Genomic DNA, 20,449 nt, shown 5'->3' on the forward strand with positions numbered 1-20,449 from the left:
GGCCGCGGGGCATCGGGCCGGCGGCGGCAATCCGGGCGGCGGGGGCAGCCCCGGGGCGTACGCCCGTGGACCAATGCCCAGGTCGGGGCCGCGTGCCTATGATCGGCCCATGAACGCCCCGCAGGCTGCGCCCCGGCGGCCGGGTGCCCGCTTCGAGGTCCTCGCCTGGTGCGGGGCCGCCGCCTACGCCGCGCTGATGTACGTCGTCGTCCTGAACACCGGCGACCAGCTCACCGGGATGCGGCTCCTCCCGCCGCTCCTGCTCGCCGTACTGCTGCTGCCTCCGCTGCTGCGCCGCCGCCCGCTCGCCGTGCTGGCCGTGCTGGCGGCCGTCTCCTTCGGGGTGACCGTGACGGCGGACTCGATGATGGCCGCCGGGACGCCGCCTGTGCTGTACGCCGGGGAGGTGGCGCAGTCTCAGGCGTGGCAGATCGCCGGGCTGCAGGCGGTGCTCACCGACCTCGTGGCCTGGCTGCTCGCCGCCACCCGCGGCCGGCGGGTCGCCGGGGCCGCGGCGGTACTCGCGCTGGGCCTGCAGGCCGGGGCGGCGAGCTACTACCGCGACGGAGCGTCGTCCTACCTGGGGACCGTGGCGTTCCTGGCGCTCATGATGCTCACCGCCTGGACCGTCGGCCGTTCGGTGCGCGAGCGGCGCGAGCACGCCGCGGCGCTGCGCGCGACGGCCGCCGAGCAGGCCGTCACCGCCGAACGGCTGCGCATCGCCCGCGAACTGCACGACATGGTGGCGCACAGCATCGGCGTCATCGCCATCCAGGCGGGCGTCGGCCGCCGCGTCATCGACACCCAGCCGGCGGAGGCCCGCAGCGCCCTCACCGTCATCGAGGACACCAGCCGCGACACCCTGGCCGGACTGCGCCGGATGCTCGGCGCCCTGCGCAGATCCGACCCGGCGGCGCCGCTGGGCCCGGCGCCCGGCCTCGCCGATCTGGGCGCGCTGGTGGAACGCACCCGGGACGCGGGCGTACGCGTGGACGTCGAGTGGCGCGGGGAGCGGCGGGCGCTGCCCGCGGACATCGAACTCTCCGCGTACCGCATCGTCCAGGAGGCGGTCACCAACGTGGTCCGCCACTCGGGCACCGACGCCTGCCGGGTGACCCTCGACTGCCGGGAGGACGAGCTGACCGTGGAGATCACCGACGAGGGGCGCGGCGGCGCGGGGCCGGCGGGGGCTGTGGGCCGCGGGCTGTCGGGGGCGGTCGGCCACGGGACGCCGGGGGCGGTCGGCTACGGGCTGACGGGGATGCGGGAGCGAGCGGCGCTGCTGCACGGCGAGTTCACGGCGGGGCCGCGGCCACAGGGCGGCTTCCGGGTGGCGGCGCGGCTGCCGGTGCCGGCGGTGCTCCGGTGATCCGGGTCCTGCTCACCGACGACCAGCCGCTGGTACGGCACGGGCTGCGGGTGCTGATCGCCGACCACCCGCGGCTCGAGGTCGTGGGCGAGGCGGCGAACGGCGCGGAGGCCGTGCGGCTCACGGCGGAGCTGACGCCGGACGTGGTGGTCATGGACATCCGGATGCCGGGGATGGACGGCATCGAGGCGACCCGCAGGATCTCGCCGTACACCCGGGTCCTCATCCTGACCACCTTCGACGACGACGAGTACGTCTACGGCGCGCTGCGGGCGGGGGCGAGCGGCTTCCTCGTCAAGGACATGGACATGGACCAGATCCTGGGCGCCGTCGAGGTCGTGGCCGCTGGCGACGCGCTGATCGCGCCGAGCGTCACCCGGCGGCTGATCGAGGAGTTCGCGGCCCGGCCGGCCACCGCCGCCCCCGGGCCGCCGCGGCGTGTCGAGGGGGTCACGGAGCGCGAGCGCGAGGTCCTCGCGCTGGTCGGCCGTGGGCTGTCGAACGCGGAGATCGCCGCGGAGCTGTACATCAGCGTCGCCACGGCGAAGGCCCATGTGGGCCGGCTGCTGGCCAAGCTGGACGCCCGCGACCGGGTGCAACTGGTCATCACCGCCTACGAGCTGGGGCTGGTGGCGCCGCCGGGATGATCGCTTGACACGGCGCGGTTGTGCTGCCTGTAATGTCCGGGTGCCGTGTGCCGCCTCCGGGTGGACGCGGCACCCGACTGCCGAGGGGATGATCACCATGGTCACTGCCATGAGGTCCGTCTGACCTTCCCCGGCCGCGCCCGCGCATAGTCCCCGCCGCGCCCGCGCGCCTTCACCGCGATCCCGCTCCGCGTCTGCGCTCTCCCCAGCTCTCCGGGCCTTCCCGGGAGCGAGTCGCTGACGTGCGGTCAGCCCTGCCCGGACGCGGGCGCACCGGGTCTGCCCGGACGCACCTGCCCCGACACCTTTGCGTCAACGCACTCGAAACCAGGAGAACATGCAGCCCGACAACGATCAGATCAACCGCCTCGTCGCCGACTACCGCGCCAACTCCGGCCGACTGGGCGGACCTTACGAGAACCGCCGCGTCATCCTGCTGACGACCGCGGACGGCGCCCGCACCACGCCCGTCGTCCACTACCCGGACCATCGGGAGGGCGCCCCGCCCCGGATGCTCGTCGTCGCCACGGACGCTCCTCAGGGGCCGTCCGGCTGGTACGGGGATCTGCTCGCCCGCGCCGAGGCGGAGGTGGAGGCGGGCGTGTTCACCTTTCCCGTCAAGGCCGAGTTCCTGGCGGGGGAGGAGCGGGACCGGCTGTTCGCGCGGATCGCCGAGGCGGATCCGGCGGTGGCCGGGGTCGCCGCGGGAGAGCTCCTTCCGGTCGTCGCCCTCACGCCGGTCGGAGGGGGACCGCCGTCCGGGCCGATGGGGGAGTCGCTGAAGGCGATCCACCAGGGCATGCGGCAGGAGCTGGCGCTGATCCGCGCCGAACTCGCCGCCGCGGCCGAGGGCTCCGCGCCCGGCCTGATCCTGCAGCTGCGGGTCAACTGCCTGACCTTCTGCCAGGGTCTGGAGTTCCACCACACCGGCGAGGACAACGGGGTCTTCCCCGGCCTCGAGCGCGCCCATCCCGAACTGGCCGGGACCATCGCCCGGTTGCGTCGCGAGCACGAGGTCGTGCACGACATCCTGGTCCGGCTGCGCGAGACCGTGGCCCTGGACGGCGCGGCCCCGGTGCCGCCGGGCGAGGTGCTGGCCGAGGTCGACCGGCTGATCGGGGAGCTGGAGGCGCACCTCGACTACGAGGAGGAGCAGTTGGTCGAGGCGCTGAACCAGATCGTGCTCTGACGCCTCCCGGCGGGTTTCCCGTCCCGGCGGGGTTCCCCGTCCCGGCGGGGTTCCCCGGACGAACGGACTCCGGGGGCTCCGCCGCCGGGCCCCGTCGGGTGGGGTGGTCGCGTCCGGCGGGGTCCGCGCTCAGGCCCCGCCGGGCCTCTCGGATCCCTGCGTGGCGGGGGCCGTGGACCCCACCGCCACTTCCAGTGATCGGCGCAGGTACGGCAGAGCCGCCTCCGTGTCCGCGGTGGCCGTGTGCGGGGCGCGGAACTGCGCGACGTACACGCACACGTCGTCCAGCAGCCAGCGCAGTCCGTAGAACGCGAGCGCCTCGGCGGAGACCTCCCGGCCGGACGTCTCGCGGTACGCGTCGATCGCCGGGGCGCACGAGCCTGCCGCCAGCCACAGATCACGCTCGGGCGGGGCGAGCGCGAGGGTGTCCCAGTCGATGAGCGTGAGCCGTCCGCCGGTCAGCCGCAGCACGTTGCCGGGGTGCGGTTCGCCGTGCGTGAGCACCGGCTCGGTGGCGGCGATGCGCGCCGCCGCCTCGTCGAACCCGGCCAGCGCTGCCCGGATCGCCTGGGGGCCGTGGGACGCGAGGAGTTCGCGGGCCGGCTCGGTGAAGGGCCCGCCGTCCGGCCACGGGGTGTCCAGTTCGTCGAGGGCCGCGTCGAGGGCGGCCCGGTGCGCGAGGAGCCCCGGCTCGTGCACCGGGGGCGTGGCGGTGACCTTCGGGGTCGTGGGCTCCGGGGCGGTGGCGGCCGTCGGGGTGGCGGTGACCTTCGGGGTGGCGGCGTGGAGCCGGGCGAGGAGCCGGGCAAGTGTGATGCGCTCCGCCTCCGGCACGGCCTCCCCGAAGTGCCCGGGGGCGCCCTCGACGTACGGATAGAGGGCGAGGGCGTACCGCTCGTCGAGCCGGACCACGACCTCCCCCTCGGGGGTGGCGGCCGGAGCCACCACGAACTCCAGGCCCCCGCGCGAGGCGAGGGCCGCCGCGCTCCCGAGCGCCTGCCTCAGCGCCGCGAACCGGCCGGCCGCGGCCACGTCCGCCACCGTGACGAACCACGTCCCGTCGCCTGTCGTCCAGTGGTGGTCACCGAACCCCACCGGCGCGTGGACGAGATCGCCGGGTGCGACGGCGAGCCCCCACCGCTCGCGGAGGGTCCGGGCCAGGTCGTGGGTGCTGACGTCGTCAGGCGGCTGCTGCACGCGGCTCACTGTAGGGACGCGGCGAGGCGGCGGCGAACGCATTTCCCGCAGGGGTCGGCGGCCCCCTTCCGCCCGTGCTCCACTCCCGTCGCTTGTGTACCCCCTGGGGGTATGCTATATCTTCTCTCGCAGATACCCCCTGGGGGTATCGGTCAAGTGAAGGGATCTCGTCATGTCAACCGTCAACCCCCGGCGTTGGTGGGCTCTGGTCGTCCTCGCCGCGGCCCAGTTCATGGTCATCATGGACACCTCGATCATCGGCGTCGCCCTCCCCGAGATGCAGCGGGACCTCGGCTTCTCGCAGGGCGATCTGCAGTGGGTCTTCAACGCGTACGTCGTCGCCTTCGGCGGACTCCTGCTCCTCGGCGGCCGGCTCTCCGACCTCCTCGGCGCCCGCCGGGTGTTCACCGCCGGCTGGGTGGTGCTGATCGCCGGCTCGGTGGTCGCCGCCGCGGCGAGCGCCGCCTGGGTGGAGGTCGTCGGCCGCGCCGTGCAGGGCGTCGGCGGCGCGCTGATCGCCCCGGCGGCCATGACCCTGCTGATGGTCCTCTTCAGCCACGACCAGAAGGAGCTGGGCAAGGCGCTCGCCCTGTACGGCGCCGCCGCCCCGGCCGGCGGTACGGCCGGTGTCTTCCTGGGCGGTGTCTTCACCGAATGGCTGAGCTGGCCCTGGGTCTTCATCATCTACATCCCGATCGGAGTGGCGACCCTCGCCGCCACCAAGGTGCTGCCCGATGTCCCCTCCCGCCGTGGCGGCGTGGACGTCCTCGGTGCCGCCGCGGTCACCGCGGGTCTCGCGCTCGCCGTGTTCGCCGTGGTGCGGGCGCCCGAGGCGGGCTGGGGTTCGACCTCCACCGTGCTGCAGCTGGCCGGCGCCGTCGCCCTGCTGACGTTCTTCGTCGTGCTCCAGCGCACGCTGCGCGCACCGCTGATGCCGCTCGCCATCTGGCGCGCTCCCGGGCTGGCGCCCGCCAACCTCGCGATGACGCTGCTGGGCGCCGCCTGGATCCCGATGTGGTACTTCCTCAACCTCTACCTCCAGCAGGTGCTGGGCTACGGGGCCTTCGCCAGCGGCGCGGCGCTGCTGCCGATGACCGTGCTGCTGATGGTCTTCATGACCGCCGTCACCGCCCGGCTGCTGGGTCGCTTCGGGGCGAAGAAGCTGCTGGTCGGGGGGCTGTTGGTGCTGGCTGCCGGGCTGCTGTGGCTGTCGGCCGTCGAGCCGACGGGCAGCTTCGCGGTCGACGTGCTGCCGGCCTCGCTGGTCGCCGCGCTCGGCATGAGCCTGGCCTACATCCCCGGCCTGATGTCCGCGATGGCGGGCGCCCCGCAGGAGCAGGCCGGCCTGGCGTCCGGCATCGTCAACACCACCTACCAGGTCGGCTCCGCCCTCGGCCTCGCGGCCCTCACCGCCGTGGCCACCTCGCAGGGCGCGGGCGAACTGGGCAACCTCCCGGCCCTGACGGACGGCTTCAGCGCCGCGTTCACCGGCGCGGCGGCGCTCGCCGCGGCGGGCGCGCTGCTCACGGCCCTGCTGATGGACCGCAAGAGCCGCGACCGCCGCGTCGCGAGCTCACCCGGCACGCCCGCCGGGGCGGACCGGAAGCAGGAGGTGGCGGGCTGACCGGACGCAGGGGCGAGGACGCCCGCAGATATGAAAACGCCCACGGGCACAGGGACGGCTACGGGAAGAGGGACGGCCGCAGGACCAGGGACGGCCACGGAACAGGGACAGTTACCGGGGGAGGGGCCACCGCACGGGCGGTGGCCCCTCCCGTTTGCGGTACGCCCGGGGCGGGGCGCGCCGGGCGCGGCACCGAGCCGCCACGTGCGGGGCGGGCCGCCGGATGCGGGTTACGCCGGACGCGCAGGCCACGCCAGTGGGGGCGGGCGCGTTGGCCGTGCGGGCTGCGCCGGTGGGGGTGGGCGCGCGGGCCGCGCTGGCGGAGGTGAGGGCAGGCGCGCCAGCCGCGGAGACCGCGTCAGCGGGCGTGACGGCTGCGCCGGGGCGGGGTCTTGGCGCCGTACCGGGCTGTGGCGGAGTCCGGTGCCGCACCGTGCCGTACCGTGTCGGCCTCCCGGCGGGCTGCCGTGCCTGCTTCTCTTGGCCGAGCCCAGGGCTCGGAGACCGCGTCAGCGGGCGTGACGGCTGTGCCGGGGTGGGGCCTTGGCGCCGTACCGGGCTGTGGCGGAGTCCGGTGCCGCACCGTGCCGCACCGTGTCGGCCTCCCGGCGGGCCGCCGCACCCGGTTCTCTCGGCCGAGCCCAGGGCCCTCGCCGTGGCTGCGGCGAGTGCGTGTGGGGCGTCGCGGCTGGGCTGAACACCGACGCCTCGCGTCGGTCTCCCGGTCGGGCCTCCGCGTGGGCCGCTGCCCTCGCCCAACCCCAGAGCCTCCGCCGCGGCCGCGGCGAGCGCACGTGAGGGTTGGGCGGAGCCCCGTGCTGCACCGCATCGGTCTCCCCGTGGAGTCACCGCTGCCGACAGCTCAGCTCAGGGCCTCCGCCGCGGCCGTGGCGAACGCGTCTGGGGCGTCGAGCATGATGTTGTGACCGCAGTCCGGTACCGGCACCATCCGTACGCCGGACGCCGCCAGTTGTTCCGCGCCCGGAAAGGGGCCGTCCGCCTGCGGCCACAGGAACGTGCGGGGTATGCGCAGTGCCATCAGCAGCTCCCGCATCACCGGCGTGCTGCCCCGAGCCAGATGCACCGAACTGCGGTACACCGCCTCCCGCCCGCACAGCCGCAGCGTCGCCCACCATTCGGAACCGGCCAGCTCCGCGAACTCCTCCCAGCCGCCCCCGCGCACGAACTCCTCCTCCGAGTACGAGGCGATCCCCCAGCTCCCCACGCCCCCGCGCTCGGGCCGCCGGGCGTCGAGGTTGCCGTCGACGACCAGCAGCCGGGACACGAGCCCCGGATGCCGCGCCGCCAGCACGATCGCCAGCGCGCCGCCCATGCTGTGCCCGACGACCTCCGCCCCGGACACACCCGCGGCCCGCAACGCCGCGGCCAGCGCGTCCGCATGGCCCTCCAACGTGTAGTCGAAGCCGGCCGGCCGGTCGCTGATGCCGAAGCCCAGCGGATCGACGAGCAGCGACCGCCGGCCCACCAGCCGCGGATGGGCGGCCGCACCCGCCCAGTACGGCGCCGCACTGGCCCCCAGCCCGGCGAGATAGACCCGGGCGGGCTCCGCGCCGGGCAACTCGGCCCAGCGGATCCGGTCCCCGGTCTCCGTCACGACAGCGTCGCGCACAGCTCCTCCTCCCTTCCCGCAACGGCGGAACCCGCCACCCCGCCCGGAGCGCCGTCCCCGGCGAGTGCCTCCGCCACCGCCCGGGCGAACCCCTCCGGGTTGTCCAGCATGATGTTGTGCCCGCAGTCCGGTACCGGCACCATCCGTACGCCGGACGCGGCCAGTTGCTCCGCCCTCGGGAAGGTGCCGTCCCTCTCCGGCCACAGGAACGTGCGCGGCAGGGACAGCCCCACCAGCACTCCGCGCAGCTGGTCCATCACCTCCCGGGTGAACTCCATCCCCGACCGGTGCAGTGCCTCCAGCCCGGCCAGCCGCATCGTCGACCACCAGTGCGGACCGACCGCCGCCCGCACGTCGCGCCAGCCCCCGGCGAGGAACTCCTCCTCCGTGAACCAGGCCAGCCCGCTCCTCCCGGGCGCCGGCGGCCGGGGTATCACCCGGTCCAGCGGGGAGTCGACCAGCACCAGCCGTGACACCAGCCGGGGATGCCGCGCCGCCAGCAGCACGGCGACGCACCCGCCCATGCTGTGGGCGACCACCTCGGCCTGCTCGACGCCCGCCGACTCCAGCGCCGCGGCGACCGCGTCGGCGTGCGCCTCGAAGGTGTAACCGAAGTCCGTGGGGCGGTCGCTCAGTCCGAAGCCCAGCAGATCCACCAGCAGCGACCGGCGCCCCGCGAGCAGCGGATGGGCGGCCACGGCCGCGAAGTACGCGGGGGAACTGGCCCCCAGCCCGTGCAGATACACCCGCGCGGGGCCCTGCCCGGGCAGCTCCGCCCAGCGGATCCGGTCCCCGGCCGCCGTCACCACAGCGTCACGCATGAGTCTTTCTCCTTGTCGCATCCATGTGTCGCATCCATCGGTACCGCCCCCCGGCCACAGCTGAAGTGGCCACAGCTGAACCGGCCACACCTGAACCGGTCTCAGCCGCCCCCGTCTCAACCGCCCCGGTCACCACCTGCCCGCGCGGCAGGGCGCGCCGGAACAGCCACTCCACGACCCCGTACTGCAGCCCCGTGCTCAGCGCCATCGCCGCGCAGATCCCCGGCAGCCCCAGGGGCGTGAGCCACGCCGCGAGCGGCAGCAGCACGACCGTCCCCGCCGCCGTCACGCCGGCCATCGGCCCGGCGCGCCCGCTGCCCTCGAACACCCCGCCCAGGGCGATGAAGCAGGCCAGCACGAGCAGATACGGAGTGACGCAGCGCAGCATCAGCGCGCCCGCGTCCGCCACGTCCGCCTCCGCGCCGAACAACCGCATCACCCAGGGCGCGGCGGCCAGCAGGGCGAGCCCGCAGACCAGTCCGAAGAGCAGGCTCACGACCACCGCCTGGCGTCCGACGGCCCGCCGCTCGTCCCGGCCCGCCCCGAGCGTGTGCGCCGTGTGGATCGATGCCGCCTGGCGTACGGCGTAGAACCCCATCGTGGCCACGTACATGGCCTTCAGCGCGATGCCGTACCCCGCCGCCTCGACCACGCCCAGCCGGGCCACGACCACGACCAGCCCGAGCGAACCCGCCATCCGGATCAGGAAGTCGGACGACATCGGCAGTCCGATGCGCACCGTGCGCAGCATCTCGGCGTACACCGAGGCGCGCGCCGGACCGTCGGCGCGGTCGCCGCGTACGGACCGCAGCGCCGTGCTGCGGCGCAGCGCCAGCAGACCCAGGAGCAGGGGCGGGACACGGCCGAGGACCGTGGCCAGGGCGGCGCCCTGGATGCCCAGCTCCGGCAGCCCCAGCCGGCCGAAGATCAGCAGCGGGTCGAGCACCAGGATCAGCGCGTTGGCGAGGAGAGCCAGGTGCATCGGCGTGCGGGTGTCGCCCGTGCCCTTGAGGATGCCGTCCACGAACCACTGGCCGTAGAAGACCACGATCCCCGGCAGCGCTATCGCGAAGTAGCCGGTGGCCAGCTCGGTGGCCCGTGCGCCGCTGCCGCCCAGCAGCAGCTCCGCGAGCGGCTCGCGCAGCAGCCACCCGCCACCCGCCACGGCAGGTGTGAGCAGCGCGAAGAGCAGCAGGCCGCCCCGCAGGGCGCCGCGTATCGCCGCCCCGTCGCCCGCGCCCATGGCGGCGGCTGTCCGGACCGTGGTGCCCTGCGCGGTCATGAGGATCACGCCGAGCAGCACCGCCTCGACGGTCGTGGCGGCCGCGACCGCGGCCACGGCGGAGGCGCCCAGCGAGGTCACCCACAGCACGTCGACGATCCCGGCCACGACGCCCGCCAGCAGCTGCAGATAGACCGGTCCCGCCAGGGCGAGCAGCCTGCGGCGATGCGTGTCCATCGGATCCCCTCCCTTCCTGGTCCCCCGCCTCGGTTCGCTGTACCTCGTAGCGCTGTACATCGAATCGAGGTATCTCGATGCGAGGTACGATGGCATGCCGGACCAGGCCGGCGCAAGGGGGTTGTGGACAAGTGCTCGAGCTGTCGATCCTCGGCTTCCTCTACGAGGAGCCGCTGCACGGATATGAGCTCAAGGAGCGGATCAAGGGGCTCAGCGGGCATGTCCGCCCGGTGAGCGACGGCTCGCTCTATCCGGCTATCAACCGCCTGATCAAGGCGGGACTGGTGGCGGAGTACGCCGAGCCCGGGGCCGGCGCCGCACCGCGCCGCACCCTGTCGCTCATGGACAAGGGGCGCGAGGCGCTGCGCGAACGCCTCGCCTCACCCGCGCCGGCCGAGATCAGCGACACGCAGCGCTTCAACGTCCTGCTCGCGTTCCTCCGCCACCTCGACGATCCCGCCGCGCAGGCCGCGGTGCTGCGCCGGAGGCTGGAGTTCCTCGAGGAGCCGTCGAGCTTCTTCTACGACAAGGGCCGGCCCGTGCGGATGGAGGAGGTCGCGGACCCCTTCCGGCGCGGCATGCTCCGGCTGGCCCGGGCCTCGGGCCGGGAGGAGACGGCGTGGCTGCGGGAGGTCATCGCCGAACTGGAGGGCGCCGCCACCGGCGCCGCCCCGGCCTGACCCCGCGGATGCCCCCGCTCGAACCGGTGAACGCCCAGCTCGAACCGCTGAACGTCCGGCCTGACCCCGTGACCCTCAGCCGTACAGCCGCTCCGCGTACTTCGGCCCGTAGTACTCCTCAAGCTCCTCCAGCGCCCGGTCCGGGACCTCCAGAAGCTTCGCGATCTTCGCCCGGTTCGGCAGTTCGTCGCCCGTGCCCCAGGTCTCCGGCTTCCAGGTGCCCGAGCGCAGGAACGCCTTCGGGCAGTGGTGGAAGACCTCCTCGACCTCCACGACCAGCGCGAGCTTCGGCCGGTGCCCCTTGACGACCATGTCGTCGAAGAACGGCGCCTCGCGCACGATGCGCGCCCGGCCGTTGATCCGCAGGGTGTCGGGGCGGCCGGGGAGCAGGTAGATCAGGCCGACGTGCGGGTTGCTGAGGATGTTCCGGAAGCCGTCCATCCGGCGGTTGCCCGGCCGCTCCGGGATGGCGATGGTGTGGTCGTCGAGCACGACGGTGAAGCCGGCCGGGTCGCCCTTGGGCGACACGTCGCACCTGCCGTCGGCGTCCGACGTGGCCAGGAAGACGAGCGGGGACCGGGCGAGCCATTCGCGGTCCAGCGCGTGCAGGGTGGCGCGCTGCTTGTCCACGGCCTGCTGCATGGGGGCGCCCATCAGGGCGCGCAACTCGTTCTCGCTGGTGACCTCGACGAACTCGGCCGTTTCCACGTACGCCCCCAAGGCTCGATGACGTGATCGATTACCAGTTCATCATACGGAGAGCGGAAATCCCCCACGTCCGGGTTGTCCACCTTGCTCCGCCCGCAGCGCGGAACCGGCTTGACTTTATACCCCCGGGGGGTATCCTTCGAGGTGTTGAGAGGAGAGGGATCATGAACACTGCGGCCAAGGCAGGGATCTTCGCGGGCGGGCTGGTCGTCGTCTTCGGCGGCGCGTACGGGGTGGGCAACGCGGTCGGTCCGGAGAGCGCGGACCCGGAGCCGTCGGCCCACGGAGGGCACAGCGAGGAGGGCGACGCGCAGGCGGGCCACGGCGGCCACGAAGGGGAGGCCGCGGCCGGCGCCGCGGCCGGCGGGCTGCAGGTGTCCGAAGGCGGCTACACCCTCGACCTGAGGACGGACCGACTGCAGGCGGGCAAGGCCGGCGAGCTGGAGTTCGCCATCCTCGACGCCAAGGGGCGGCCGGTCACCGCGTACGAGGTGGAGCACGAGAAGGAGCTCCATCTCATCCTGGCCTCCCGTGACTTGTCGACCTATCGCCATGTGCACCCGACCCGCGCCGCCGACGGCACCTGGAGCATCGGCGTGAACCTGCCGACAGCCGGCGACTACCGGGTCTTCGCCGACTTCAAGCCCGCCGCGAAGGGGGCGCAGGACCTCACCCTGGGCGCGGATCTCGCGGTGGGCGGCGCGTACAACCCGGCCGGACTGCCCGAGCCGGCGGCCACCGCGACCGTCGACGGCTACACCGTCACCCTCGACGGCGGGCTGGCGTCCGGCGCCGGCCAGGAGCTGACGTTCAAGGTGGAGAAGAACGGAAAGCCGGTCACCGATCTGCAGCCCTACCTCGGGGCGTACGGGCATCTCGTCGCCCTGCGCACCGGAGACCTGGCCTACCTGCACGTGCACCCCAACGGCGAGCCCGGCGACGGCTCGACGAAGCCGGGACCTGGTGTCTCCTTCTCGGCGACCGCTCCCAGCGAGGGCGCGTACCGCCTGTACCTGGACTTCAAGCACGACGGCGTGGTGCGCACGGCCGCCTTCACCGTGAACACCGGACAGGAGGCGCCCGCCGCGCAGGAGGAGGAGCACGAGGACGGCGGCGACCACAGCCACTGAGCGTGATTGGATGCCGTCCATGACCGCGACCAGCCGCAAAGCCCTCGTCCGCCGGCCCTCCCCGAGACTCGCGGAGGGCCTGGTCACCCATATCGAACGCAGCCCCGTCGACCCGGCACTGGCCCTGCGCCAGTGGGAGTCGTACGTCGCCGCGCTGCAGCTCCATGGATGGGAGACGCTGGAGGTCGGGCCCGCCGACGACTGCCCGGACGGGGTGTTCGTCGAGGACACCGTGGTGATGTTCCGCAACGTCGCCCTGATCTCCCGTCCGGGCGCCGACAGCCGCAAGCCGGAGACGGCGGCCGTCGAGACGGCCGTGACGGCGCTCGGCTGCTCCGTCAACCGGGTGCGCCACCCGGGCACCCTCGACGGCGGCGACGTGCTGAAGATCGGCGACACGGTGTACGTGGGGCGCGGCGGGCGTACGAACGGCGAGGGCGTGCGCCAGTTGCGGTCCGCGTTCGAGCCGCTCGGCGCCCGGGTGGTGGCGGTGCCCGTCGCCAAGGTGCTGCATCTGAAGTCGGCGGTCACGGCACTGCCCGACGGAACGGTGATCGGTTATCCGCCCCTGGTCGACGACCCCTCGCTGTTCCCGCGCTTCCTGCCGGTGCCGGAGGAGAGCGGATCGCATGTCGTCGATCTGGGCGGCGGTGCGCTGCTGATGGCGCAGAGCGCGCCCGAGAGCGCGCGGCTGTTGGAGGACCTCGGTTACACGCCGGTGCCGGTCGACATCAGCGAGTTCGAGAAGCTCGAGGGATGCGTGACTTGTCTGTCGGTGCGGCTGCGGGGCCTGTACGCCTGAACGGTGCGCTGGCCGGCTACACCCCCGCCGGGATCCGGTGCAGCCGGTGGTGAGGTGCCCCGGCCAGCGTCAGATGGCCGCCCAGGGAGCGTCCCTGGGGCGTGCGCGGGGCGCACAGGCCCGCCGGGAGGCCGGCGGCGGTACGCAGGGCCATCGCCCGCCGCCGCGCCCGGGCGGCGGCCAGCTCGCCGCGCAGATCGCCCGTCGACGACTGCACGGCGGCCAGCAGGTCGAAGGTGCGGGACGTCCAGTACGGGCTCGCCAGCCGGCTCCAGACGGCCAGCGCCTGCCGTACCGACTCCAGTGCGGCGTCCGTACGGCCGGTGTGCAGCAGCAGATCCGCGCGTGAACGGAGCGCGAGTGCCTCGCCGAAGCGCTCGCCGAAGCGGCGGTAGGCGGTGAGCGACTCGTCGATCATCCGCTCGGCGGCGCCCGGTTCGCCCGCCGCGTCCGTGATGTGGCCGAGCCAGTGCAGCGCGTGGATCTCGCCGACCCGGTCGCCGTGGCCGGCGAACAGCTCCCGGCTGCGGACCACCCGCTCGCGCGCGAGCTCCAACTCCCCCTCCGCGAGGGCGGTGAGCCCCAGGTAGCGCTCGGCGGTGGCGACTCCGTGCAGATGGCCGTCCGCCTGCGAAATGGCCAGCGCACGCTCGAACTCCGCCCGCGCCGTCGCCGGCCCGCCCCGCTCCAGCTGCAGACTGCCGAGCCCGCAGCGGGCGTACGCCTCCGCGCGCACGTTCCCCGTCGTCTCCGCGGCGCCGATGGCCCGGCGCAGACAGGACGTCGCCGGCCCGTACTGGCCCCGCAGCCGCAGCAGTACGCCGAGACCCGCGGCGGCCGCCGCCTCGCCGGGGGCGGCGTCAACGACCCGGCGGGCGGTGCCCATCGGGCCGCCGATCCGCTCCGTGCCGCGGGAGCCCGCGCCCGGCAGCCGGCCGTACGCCCCGAGCGCCTGCCGGAAGGACGCCACCGCGTCCCCGTAGCGGTCCTGCACGGTGTTCAGTTCGCCGAGGTTGCGGTGCAGCACCGCCGTGCCCAGGGTGTCCCCGGCGGCGCGCGCCGCGGCGAGCGCCGTCTCGTGGGTGTCGCGCCAGTCGTCGAAGTGCGCCGCCGACTCGAAGTAGCCGGCGAGCGAGGCGGCCAGCCGCCAGGCGACCCCGGCATGCCGCCTCGAACCGTTCGCCGCCGCCTGTCTGATCAGCGCGCAGAGCGTCGTCCGCTCCGCCTCCAGCCACGCCAGCGGAGCGGAGCGCACCAGCTCGCGGTCCGCGGGCCGCCACGGCGCGGGCGGCGCCGGCACCGGCACGGCGAACCCGGACCCGAGTCCTGCCTCCGCCGCCCGCGCCAGGTCCAGGTACGCGGCGTACACGCGGCCGAGCGCCGACTCGCGGCCCTTGTCCGACTCCTCGGCGGACGCCCGCTCACGGGCGTACAGCCGCACCAGGTCGTGCAGCCGGTAACGCGGCTCGCCGTCCGGGCCGCCGGTCTCCGCCACCTCCACCAGATGGTTGTCCACCAGGACGTCGAGGGTGCGTTCCGCCTCCTGCCGCGGCCGGTCCAGCAGCGCGCCCGGCACCCAGCCCGGCACTGTCGGCGCGTCCAGCAGCCCCAGCAGCCGCAGGACCCGTCGGGCGTCCGGCGCCAGCGCCTCGTAGCTCAGCGACACGCTGGCCCGTACCTCCAGATCACCCGCCACCAGCTCGTCCAGCCGCCGCCTCTCGTCGTCGAGGGCGTCCGCGAGCCGGGGCAGTGACAGATGGCGGCGGGTCGCCAGCCGGGCGCCCGCGATGCGCAGCGCGAGCGGCAGGTTGCCGCACTGCCGTACGATCCGCTCGGCGGTGACCGGATCGCGGCGCGGACGGTCGTCGCCCACCGCGCGGGCCAGGAGCTCCAGCGCCTCGCTGTCCCCGAGCAGCCCCAGATCGATGCGGACGGCGCCCTCCAGACCGGCGAGTCCGGCCCGACTGGTGACGATGACCGCGCTGGAACCGGTGCCCGGGAGGAGCGGCCGCACCTGCCGCTCGCCCACGGCGTTGTCCAGCAGCACCAGCGTGCGGCGGTCGGCGAGTTCGGTGCGGTAGCGGCGGGCGCGTTCGTGCAGCCCGTCAGGTATCGCCGCTCCCGTCATCCCCAGCGACTTCAGAAGGGACGCCAGCGCGTCGCACGGATCGGCGGGCAGATTGTCGGCGGCACGCAGATCGGTGTGCAACTGCCCGTCGGGGAACGCGCCGCGCAGCAGATGCGCCGCATGCACGGCGAACGCCGACTTGCCGGCACCGGCGACGCCCGTGACGACGACCGTCCGCGGCACACGGGTGTCGGCCGCCAGCAGCTTCTGCACCCGGATCAGGGGCTCGCGCCGGCCGACGAAGTCCGGTACCCCGGCCGGCAGCTGGCACGGCGCCACCCGGCGCTGCGCCCGGGAGGCGCCCAGCACCTCCGCGTGCACCCGCTGCAGCTCCTCGCCGGGCTCCACCCCGAGCTCCGTCACCAGCACCCGGCGCGCCCGGACGTACGCCTGCAGCGCGTCCGAGCGGCGGCCCGACCGGTGCAGCGCCAGCATCAGCCGCGCCCACAGCGGCTCGCGCAGCGGATGCTCCGCGACCAGGGCGCCCAGTTCCGCGGCCAGTTCCGGATGCCGGCCCGCGGCCAGCTTCGCGTCGGCGAGGTCCTCCCAGGCGCTCAGCCTGCACTCCGCCAGCCGCGCCGCCTCCATCCGGATCACTGGGCCGGCCGGTACGTCGCACAGTGCCGGGCCGCGCCACAGGGCCAGCCCCTGGGTGAGCAGACCGGCGGCCCGTTCCGCGCGCCCCTCGTCGAGCGCCGTGCGGCCGCTCTCCGCGAGGGCGCAGAAGCGGCCGGCGTCGGTGCCGTCGGACGGCACGTCGAGTTCGTAACCCCCGGGCCGGGTGCGCAGCCCCTCGCCCGCCGCGCCGAGCCCCCGGCGCAGCCGGTGCACGTACACCTGCAGGGACTTGGCGGCCGAGTCCGGGATCCGTTCGCCCCACAGCTCGGTGATCAGTGCGTCGCTGGAGACGAACCGCCCCGCGTTGACGAGGAGATGGGCGAGCAGCGTCCGCTGCTTGGCGGCGCTGAGCTGAACCCACCGCTCGCCGTCGAAGACGTCCAGCCGTCCGAGGATCCGAAAGCGCATCACACCGCCTGGGGTCGCGGCCGCCGGGGGACTCCGGACCCTGCCCGGTCCATGGCTGCAACCATCCAGGCGGGTGGCGGTACATGTCAAGAAGCCCCGTCGGCTCCGCGTCACCAGCCGTGCAACCGGGACGCAACCGGCGCGCTGCGCCACTGCCGTACACAGGGCCGTACAGCTGTCTCCTGACGAGTAGGAGCCCCCTCGATGCGACTGCCCCCCGCACTGCGCCGCACAGCCGCCTGGGCGGCCGCGCTGGCGGGTCTGGCGGCCCTGGCCGGCCAGCCCACCGCCGCCGCGGCACCGGCGCCAGACGACACCCGCACCGTGTCCTACCACGGCTACCGCATGACGGTACCAGCCGGCTGGCGGGTGGTGGATCTGGCCGAAAACCCCGACGCCTGCGTCCGGTTCGACTCGCCCGCCGTCTATCTGGGCCGCCCCGGAGACCAGGGTGCCTGCGCGCCCGGCCTGATCGGCCGTACCGCCGGCATCGTCGTCGAGCCGATCGACGCCCGTTCCGCGAAGAAGACCACCCCCGCGACCGCGCGGGCGGAGCGCGGCGCAGCGACCGCGAAGGGCGCCGCTTCGAGCAACGACACCATCCAGATCGCGGTGGAGGACGCCGGCGTCCTGGTGACCGCCGCCCACACCCCGCAGACGGAGGCCGCCGTCCGTGGAGTGCTGGCCACCGCCACCCTGGCCTCCGACGCCCGGCGCACCGCGCTGCCCGCCGCCTCCGGCGGCGCCTCCACCCTCGCCGCCGCGGGACCGCAGCCCGGCAGCTTCCTCGGCAAGGGCTTCGACGCCTGCGCCGCCCCGTCGCAGACCAAGATGGACGCCTGGCTGGCCAGTTCGCCCTACCGGGCGGTCGGCGTCTACATCAGCGGCGCCACCCGCGCCTGCTCGCAGCCCAACCTGACCGCGAGCTGGGTCACCACCAACACGGGCAAGGGCTGGCACCTGATCCCCATCGACGTCGGCCGGCAGGCGCCCTGCACGTCGTACTCCAACAAGATGTCCACCGACCCGGCGACCGCCCGCAGCCAGGGCGTGAGCGCGGCGGCGGCGTCCGTCACCGCCGCGCAGAACCTCGGCATCGGGGCGGGCAGCGCCGTCTACAGCGACATCGAGAACTACACCCCCGGCAGCACCTGTACGGCGGCCGTGCTGTCGTACCTCTCCGGCTGGACGCAGGGACTGCACGACCGCGGCTATCTCTCCGGGGTCTACTCCAGCGCCTCCTCCGGCATCAAGGACGCGGCGAACAACTACAACAACGGCGCCTACACGCGTGTCGACCACATCTGGTTCGCCTGGTGGAACAACGTCGCCAACACCGATGCCGGAACCTATGTGCCGGCCAGCTACTGGGCCAACCACCAGCGGCTGCACCAGTACGCGGGTGACGTGAGCGAGACGTGGGGCGGGCAGACCATCTCGATCGACCGCAACTACCTGGACGTCGGCACCGGCACGCCGCCGGCCGGCTGCACGTCCGTCAACCTCAACTTCAGCGCGTACTCCACCATCCAGTCCGGCGCCACCGGCGGCCTCGTCTCGGCCGCGCAGTGCCTGCTCGAGGCGGCCGGCTTCGACCCGGGTCCCATCGACGGCATCTTCGGCTCCGGGACGACGACCGCCGCGAAGAACTTCCAGACGTCGAAGGGCCTGACCGCCGACGGTGTCATCGGGCCGAAGACCTGGACGGCGCTGCTGTCCCGCGGCTCGACACCGACCATCCAGAACGGCTCCACCGGTGAGGCCGTCACCCGGCTGCAGCGGGCGCTGACCGCGGCACTCGGGCGGACGATCGCCATCGACGGAGACTTCGGCCCGGGCACCGAACAGGGCGTCCGGGACTACCAGTCGTCGCGCGGACTCGGCGTCGACGGCATCGTCGGACCGGCCACCTGGGCGGCCCTCCAGTCAGGGAAGTGAGTTCGATGAAGCGAACCTTGAGGACCTGGGCGCTGATCGCCTCCGTGGCGGCCCTGCTGTTCGGTCTGGGCAGCCCGGCCTCCGCGTACAGCCAGGCGTTCTTCCCGACCACCAGCAGCGGCAACCGCGGCACAGACGTGGTGGCCCTGCAGCACCTGCTCAACCAGGCCGGCCAGAGCGTGGCCACCGACGGCGTCTTCGGCTCCGGGACGACGACCGCCGTCCGCAACGTCCAGACCGCGAAGGGCCTGACGGTGGACGGCATCGTCGGACCCGCCACCTGGGGTGCGCTCGCGGTGACCGTGCAGTCCGGCAGCAACGGTTCCGCGGTCAAGGCGCTGCAGTACCAGCTCAACGCCAAGCGGGGCGCGGGACTGGTCGTGGACGGGGCCTTCGGACCGGCGACGGACTCGGCGGTGCGGTCGTTCCAGTCCCATGCGGGCATCGGCGTCGACGGGGTCGTCGGCCCGACCACCTGGAAGAACCTGCTGTGGCACTACGAGAACGTCAACTTCGGCACCGGCACGATGTGCGCGCAGAGCCCCGACGGCAACGCGAACGCGCACTGGGGCACGGCGTCGGGCGTGGGTCAGCTGGAAGCCGGCGCGGCGTCGTTCGCCGGCACCGGGAACGGCAAGCTCCCGGTCGGCGACAGCGGCTTCGAGCACGGCGGGGCGATCCCCGGGCACGCCAGCCACCAGGACGGGCTCGACTTCGACGTGTGGCCCATCCGGACGGACTCCGCGCAGTGCACGGCGGGGCGCATCACGTGGCAGTCCTCGACGTACGACCGGGCGGCCACCCGGCAGCTGGTGCAGGCGATCCGGGCCGCCGCTCCCGGACACGTGAAGCTGATCTTCTTCAACGACCCCCAGCTGATCGCCGAGGGCCTCACCACCCAGTACGCGAACCATGACAACCACCTGCACATCCGGTACTGCGAGAAGGTGCATCCCGACTCGCTGTACGACTGCTGACGCTCGGTGAGCGGGGGCCGGTGCGGTGTGTGCCGCACCGGCCCCTTTCGCGCTCATGCGCGGTGGCGGCCCGGGGTGCTCCTGCGGCGGAGAGAGGTGAACAGGGCCGCGGCGCCCACCGCCACGGCCGCCGCACCGGTGATCGTGTACGGGGCGACGGAGGAGCCGCCGCCCGTGTCCGCGAGGGTGGTCGCGGGGGAGGAGCCGGCCTGTACGGCGGGGGCGTTGGGCGTGGGGGAGTGGGACGCGGGGGTTTCCGCAGCGGGAGCGGCGGGAGCGGAGGCGGCATCCGTGGCCGGGGCGGGCGCGGGTCCGCCGAACGTCACGTCCGAGCAGCTGTAGAACGCCTCCGTGCTGTCCGAGCGCTGCCAGATCGCGTACACCAGATGGCGGCCCGATCGCTCCGGGAGCGTCGCGGGCAGCACGTACGCGCCGTTCTCCATCCGCGGGTCGGTCACCTTCGCGATCGGCGCCGGCGACAGGTCCGACCACCTCAGGGGCTGGGTGGGGTCGTAGCCCTCACGCGTGACGAACAGCTCGAAGGTGCCCCGGTGCGGCGCCGTACCCGCGAACCGGAACGTGCGCGGGCCGGGCGCCACGGCCGTCGCCGGCCAGTCGGCGCGTGGCAGGTCGAGCCCGCGATGCTGTTCACGGCCCGCGCTGCACAGCTCGCCGTCGGGGATGATCTCGCGGGACCGGCCGCCCGCGTCGGCGATGTTCACGCCGTTCCAGTCGTAGAACGCCTGCGGTCCGCTGACCGCCACGGCGGCCTTGCAGGCGGCCGACTTCGGCGCCTCCGGGCCCTCCCGGTAGCAGCCGTAGACCCGGCTCACCGGGTCTTCCATCGAGCCGTGTGCCGAGGCGGGGGCGGCGGACAGGGCCAGGGGAGCGGCGGCCAGGACGACGGCGAGGGCGAGGGAACGGCGTGCGGTCATACGGGACTCCATGCGGCTGGTGGTACGGGCCCGGCGCGCCGGTGCCACCCTCCGTGACGCGGCGGCACCGACGGCCGTTGCCCTGTCGGTCCCGAGCACGCTAGGCGGGCTGGAGGTGGGGGAGTGGGCCCTTATGGCCCGGTTAAGGAACCGCTCAGGGCTCATTAAGCACAGCGATCAATGCAGCCG

Annotated in this window: 16 protein-coding genes; 9 read left to right on the forward strand and 7 right to left on the reverse strand. The window is 74.0% G+C overall.

Translation table 11 applies throughout. The annotated features are described in order from the left end of the window. Positions 1-109 precede the first annotated feature (109 nt). The 3 genes from AB0M28_RS02155 (at position 110) to AB0M28_RS02165 (ending at position 3,205) form a co-directional block, all read left to right on the forward strand. Entirely contained in the window at positions 110-1,369 is a 1,260-nt protein-coding gene (locus AB0M28_RS02155; protein ID WP_365396240.1) for a sensor histidine kinase, read from the forward strand. Next, entirely contained in the window at positions 1,366-2,016 is a 651-nt protein-coding gene (locus tag AB0M28_RS02160) for a response regulator transcription factor (RefSeq protein WP_365396243.1), read from the forward strand. The genes AB0M28_RS02155 and AB0M28_RS02160 overlap by 4 nt, the downstream gene beginning before the upstream one ends. A gap of 337 nt (positions 2,017-2,353) precedes the next feature. Beyond that, positions 2,354-3,205, forward strand: a complete 852-nt coding sequence (locus AB0M28_RS02165) for a nitroreductase/quinone reductase family protein (protein ID WP_365396246.1) — start codon at positions 2,354-2,356, stop codon at positions 3,203-3,205. 129 nt (positions 3,206-3,334) lie between these two features. Here the strand turns inward: AB0M28_RS02165 and AB0M28_RS02170 are convergent, their stop codons facing one another. Then, the gene (locus AB0M28_RS02170; protein WP_365396249.1) at positions 3,335-4,402 is read right to left on the reverse strand and encodes a phosphotransferase; all 1,068 of its coding nucleotides are present in this window, start codon (positions 4,400-4,402) and stop codon (positions 3,335-3,337) included. Between the two features lie 172 nt (positions 4,403-4,574). On the opposite strand from AB0M28_RS02170, the gene AB0M28_RS02175 reads away from it, so the two are divergent. Then, positions 4,575-6,026, forward strand: coding sequence for an MFS transporter (locus AB0M28_RS02175; protein WP_365396252.1), 1,452 nt, complete (start codon positions 4,575-4,577; stop codon positions 6,024-6,026). A gap of 862 nt (positions 6,027-6,888) precedes the next feature. Here the strand turns inward: AB0M28_RS02175 and AB0M28_RS02180 are convergent. Genes AB0M28_RS02180 through AB0M28_RS02190 form a run of 3 tightly spaced genes read right to left on the reverse strand, consistent with a single transcriptional unit; the run spans position 6,889 to position 9,936 of the window. After that, complete coding sequence (locus AB0M28_RS02180) at positions 6,889-7,656, reverse strand: alpha/beta hydrolase (protein WP_365396255.1); 768 nt, start codon at positions 7,654-7,656, stop codon at positions 6,889-6,891. Then, complete coding sequence (locus AB0M28_RS02185) at positions 7,638-8,477, reverse strand: alpha/beta hydrolase (protein ID WP_365396257.1); 840 nt, start codon at positions 8,475-8,477, stop codon at positions 7,638-7,640. The genes AB0M28_RS02180 and AB0M28_RS02185 overlap by 19 nt, the downstream gene beginning before the upstream one ends. Next, positions 8,470-9,936 carry an MATE family efflux transporter gene (locus AB0M28_RS02190; RefSeq protein WP_365396260.1) on the reverse strand — a complete coding sequence of 489 codons (1,467 nt, stop codon included), beginning with the start codon at positions 9,934-9,936 and terminating at the stop codon, positions 8,470-8,472. The genes AB0M28_RS02185 and AB0M28_RS02190 overlap by 8 nt, the downstream gene beginning before the upstream one ends. Positions 9,937-10,067: 131 nt before the next feature. On the opposite strand from AB0M28_RS02190, the gene AB0M28_RS02195 reads away from it, so the two are divergent. Then, a complete protein-coding gene (locus tag AB0M28_RS02195; protein ID WP_365396263.1) occupies positions 10,068-10,616 on the forward strand; it encodes a PadR family transcriptional regulator in 549 nt (182 codons plus the stop codon). Between the two features lie 75 nt (positions 10,617-10,691). Here the strand turns inward: AB0M28_RS02195 and AB0M28_RS02200 are convergent, their stop codons facing one another. Next, positions 10,692-11,324: a pyridoxamine 5'-phosphate oxidase family protein gene (locus tag AB0M28_RS02200; protein WP_365396266.1), complete on the reverse strand. Its 633-nt coding sequence runs from the start codon at positions 11,322-11,324 to the stop codon at positions 10,692-10,694. A gap of 164 nt (positions 11,325-11,488) precedes the next feature. On the opposite strand from AB0M28_RS02200, the gene AB0M28_RS02205 reads away from it, so the two are divergent. Beyond that, positions 11,489-12,454 (forward strand): hypothetical protein, encoded by a 966-nt coding sequence (locus tag AB0M28_RS02205; protein ID WP_365396269.1) that lies wholly within the window; start codon positions 11,489-11,491, stop codon positions 12,452-12,454. Between the two features lie 19 nt (positions 12,455-12,473). Next, complete coding sequence (gene ddaH / locus AB0M28_RS02210; protein ID WP_365396272.1) at positions 12,474-13,256, forward strand: dimethylargininase; 783 nt, start codon at positions 12,474-12,476, stop codon at positions 13,254-13,256. A 16-nt stretch (positions 13,257-13,272) separates the two neighbouring features. Here the strand turns inward: ddaH and AB0M28_RS02215 are convergent, their stop codons facing one another. Further along, on the reverse strand, positions 13,273-16,410 hold the full coding sequence (locus AB0M28_RS02215) for a BTAD domain-containing putative transcriptional regulator (protein WP_365396275.1): 3,138 nt from the start codon (positions 16,408-16,410) through the stop codon (positions 13,273-13,275). Positions 16,411-16,614: 204 nt separating this feature from the next. On the opposite strand from AB0M28_RS02215, the gene AB0M28_RS02220 reads away from it, so the two are divergent. Both AB0M28_RS02220 and AB0M28_RS02225 read left to right on the forward strand, forming a co-directional pair. Further along, complete coding sequence (locus AB0M28_RS02220) at positions 16,615-18,348, forward strand: glycoside hydrolase domain-containing protein (RefSeq protein WP_365396278.1); 1,734 nt, start codon at positions 16,615-16,617, stop codon at positions 18,346-18,348. Positions 18,349-18,353: 5 nt separating this feature from the next. Further along, a complete protein-coding gene (locus tag AB0M28_RS02225; RefSeq protein WP_365396281.1) occupies positions 18,354-19,325 on the forward strand; it encodes a penicillin-insensitive murein endopeptidase in 972 nt (323 codons plus the stop codon). Between the two features lie 53 nt (positions 19,326-19,378). Here AB0M28_RS02225 and AB0M28_RS02230 read toward each other — a convergent pair whose 3' ends face one another. Continuing rightward, positions 19,379-20,260 (reverse strand): lytic polysaccharide monooxygenase, encoded by an 882-nt coding sequence (locus AB0M28_RS02230; RefSeq protein WP_365396284.1) that lies wholly within the window; start codon positions 20,258-20,260, stop codon positions 19,379-19,381. Between the last annotated feature and the right edge of the window lie 189 nt (positions 20,261-20,449).

Origin of the sequence: Streptomyces sp. NPDC051940, assembly GCF_040680895.1 — a bacterium.
Taxonomy (GTDB): domain Bacteria; phylum Actinomycetota; class Actinomycetes; order Streptomycetales; family Streptomycetaceae; genus Streptomyces.

Coding starts and splice junctions, on each gene's coding strand:
- AB0M28_RS02165 (WP_365396246.1), top strand. CDS start 2,354: ATGCAGCCCGACAACGATCAGATCAACCGCCTCGTCGCCGACTACCGC.
- AB0M28_RS02185 (WP_365396257.1), bottom strand. CDS start 8,477: ATGCGTGACGCTGTGGTGACGGCGGCCGGGGACCGGATCCGCTGGGCG.
- AB0M28_RS02220 (WP_365396278.1), top strand. CDS start 16,615: ATGCGACTGCCCCCCGCACTGCGCCGCACAGCCGCCTGGGCGGCCGCG.
- AB0M28_RS02225 (WP_365396281.1), top strand. CDS start 18,354: ATGAAGCGAACCTTGAGGACCTGGGCGCTGATCGCCTCCGTGGCGGCC.
- AB0M28_RS02175 (WP_365396252.1), top strand. CDS start 4,575: ATGTCAACCGTCAACCCCCGGCGTTGGTGGGCTCTGGTCGTCCTCGCC.
- AB0M28_RS02190 (WP_365396260.1), bottom strand. CDS start 9,936: ATGGACACGCATCGCCGCAGGCTGCTCGCCCTGGCGGGACCGGTCTAT.
- AB0M28_RS02155 (WP_365396240.1), top strand. CDS start 110: ATGAACGCCCCGCAGGCTGCGCCCCGGCGGCCGGGTGCCCGCTTCGAG.
- ddaH (WP_365396272.1), top strand. CDS start 12,474: ATGACCGCGACCAGCCGCAAAGCCCTCGTCCGCCGGCCCTCCCCGAGA.
- AB0M28_RS02215 (WP_365396275.1), bottom strand. CDS start 16,410: ATGCGCTTTCGGATCCTCGGACGGCTGGACGTCTTCGACGGCGAGCGG.
- AB0M28_RS02205 (WP_365396269.1), top strand. CDS start 11,489: ATGAACACTGCGGCCAAGGCAGGGATCTTCGCGGGCGGGCTGGTCGTC.
- AB0M28_RS02230 (WP_365396284.1), bottom strand. CDS start 20,260: ATGACCGCACGCCGTTCCCTCGCCCTCGCCGTCGTCCTGGCCGCCGCT.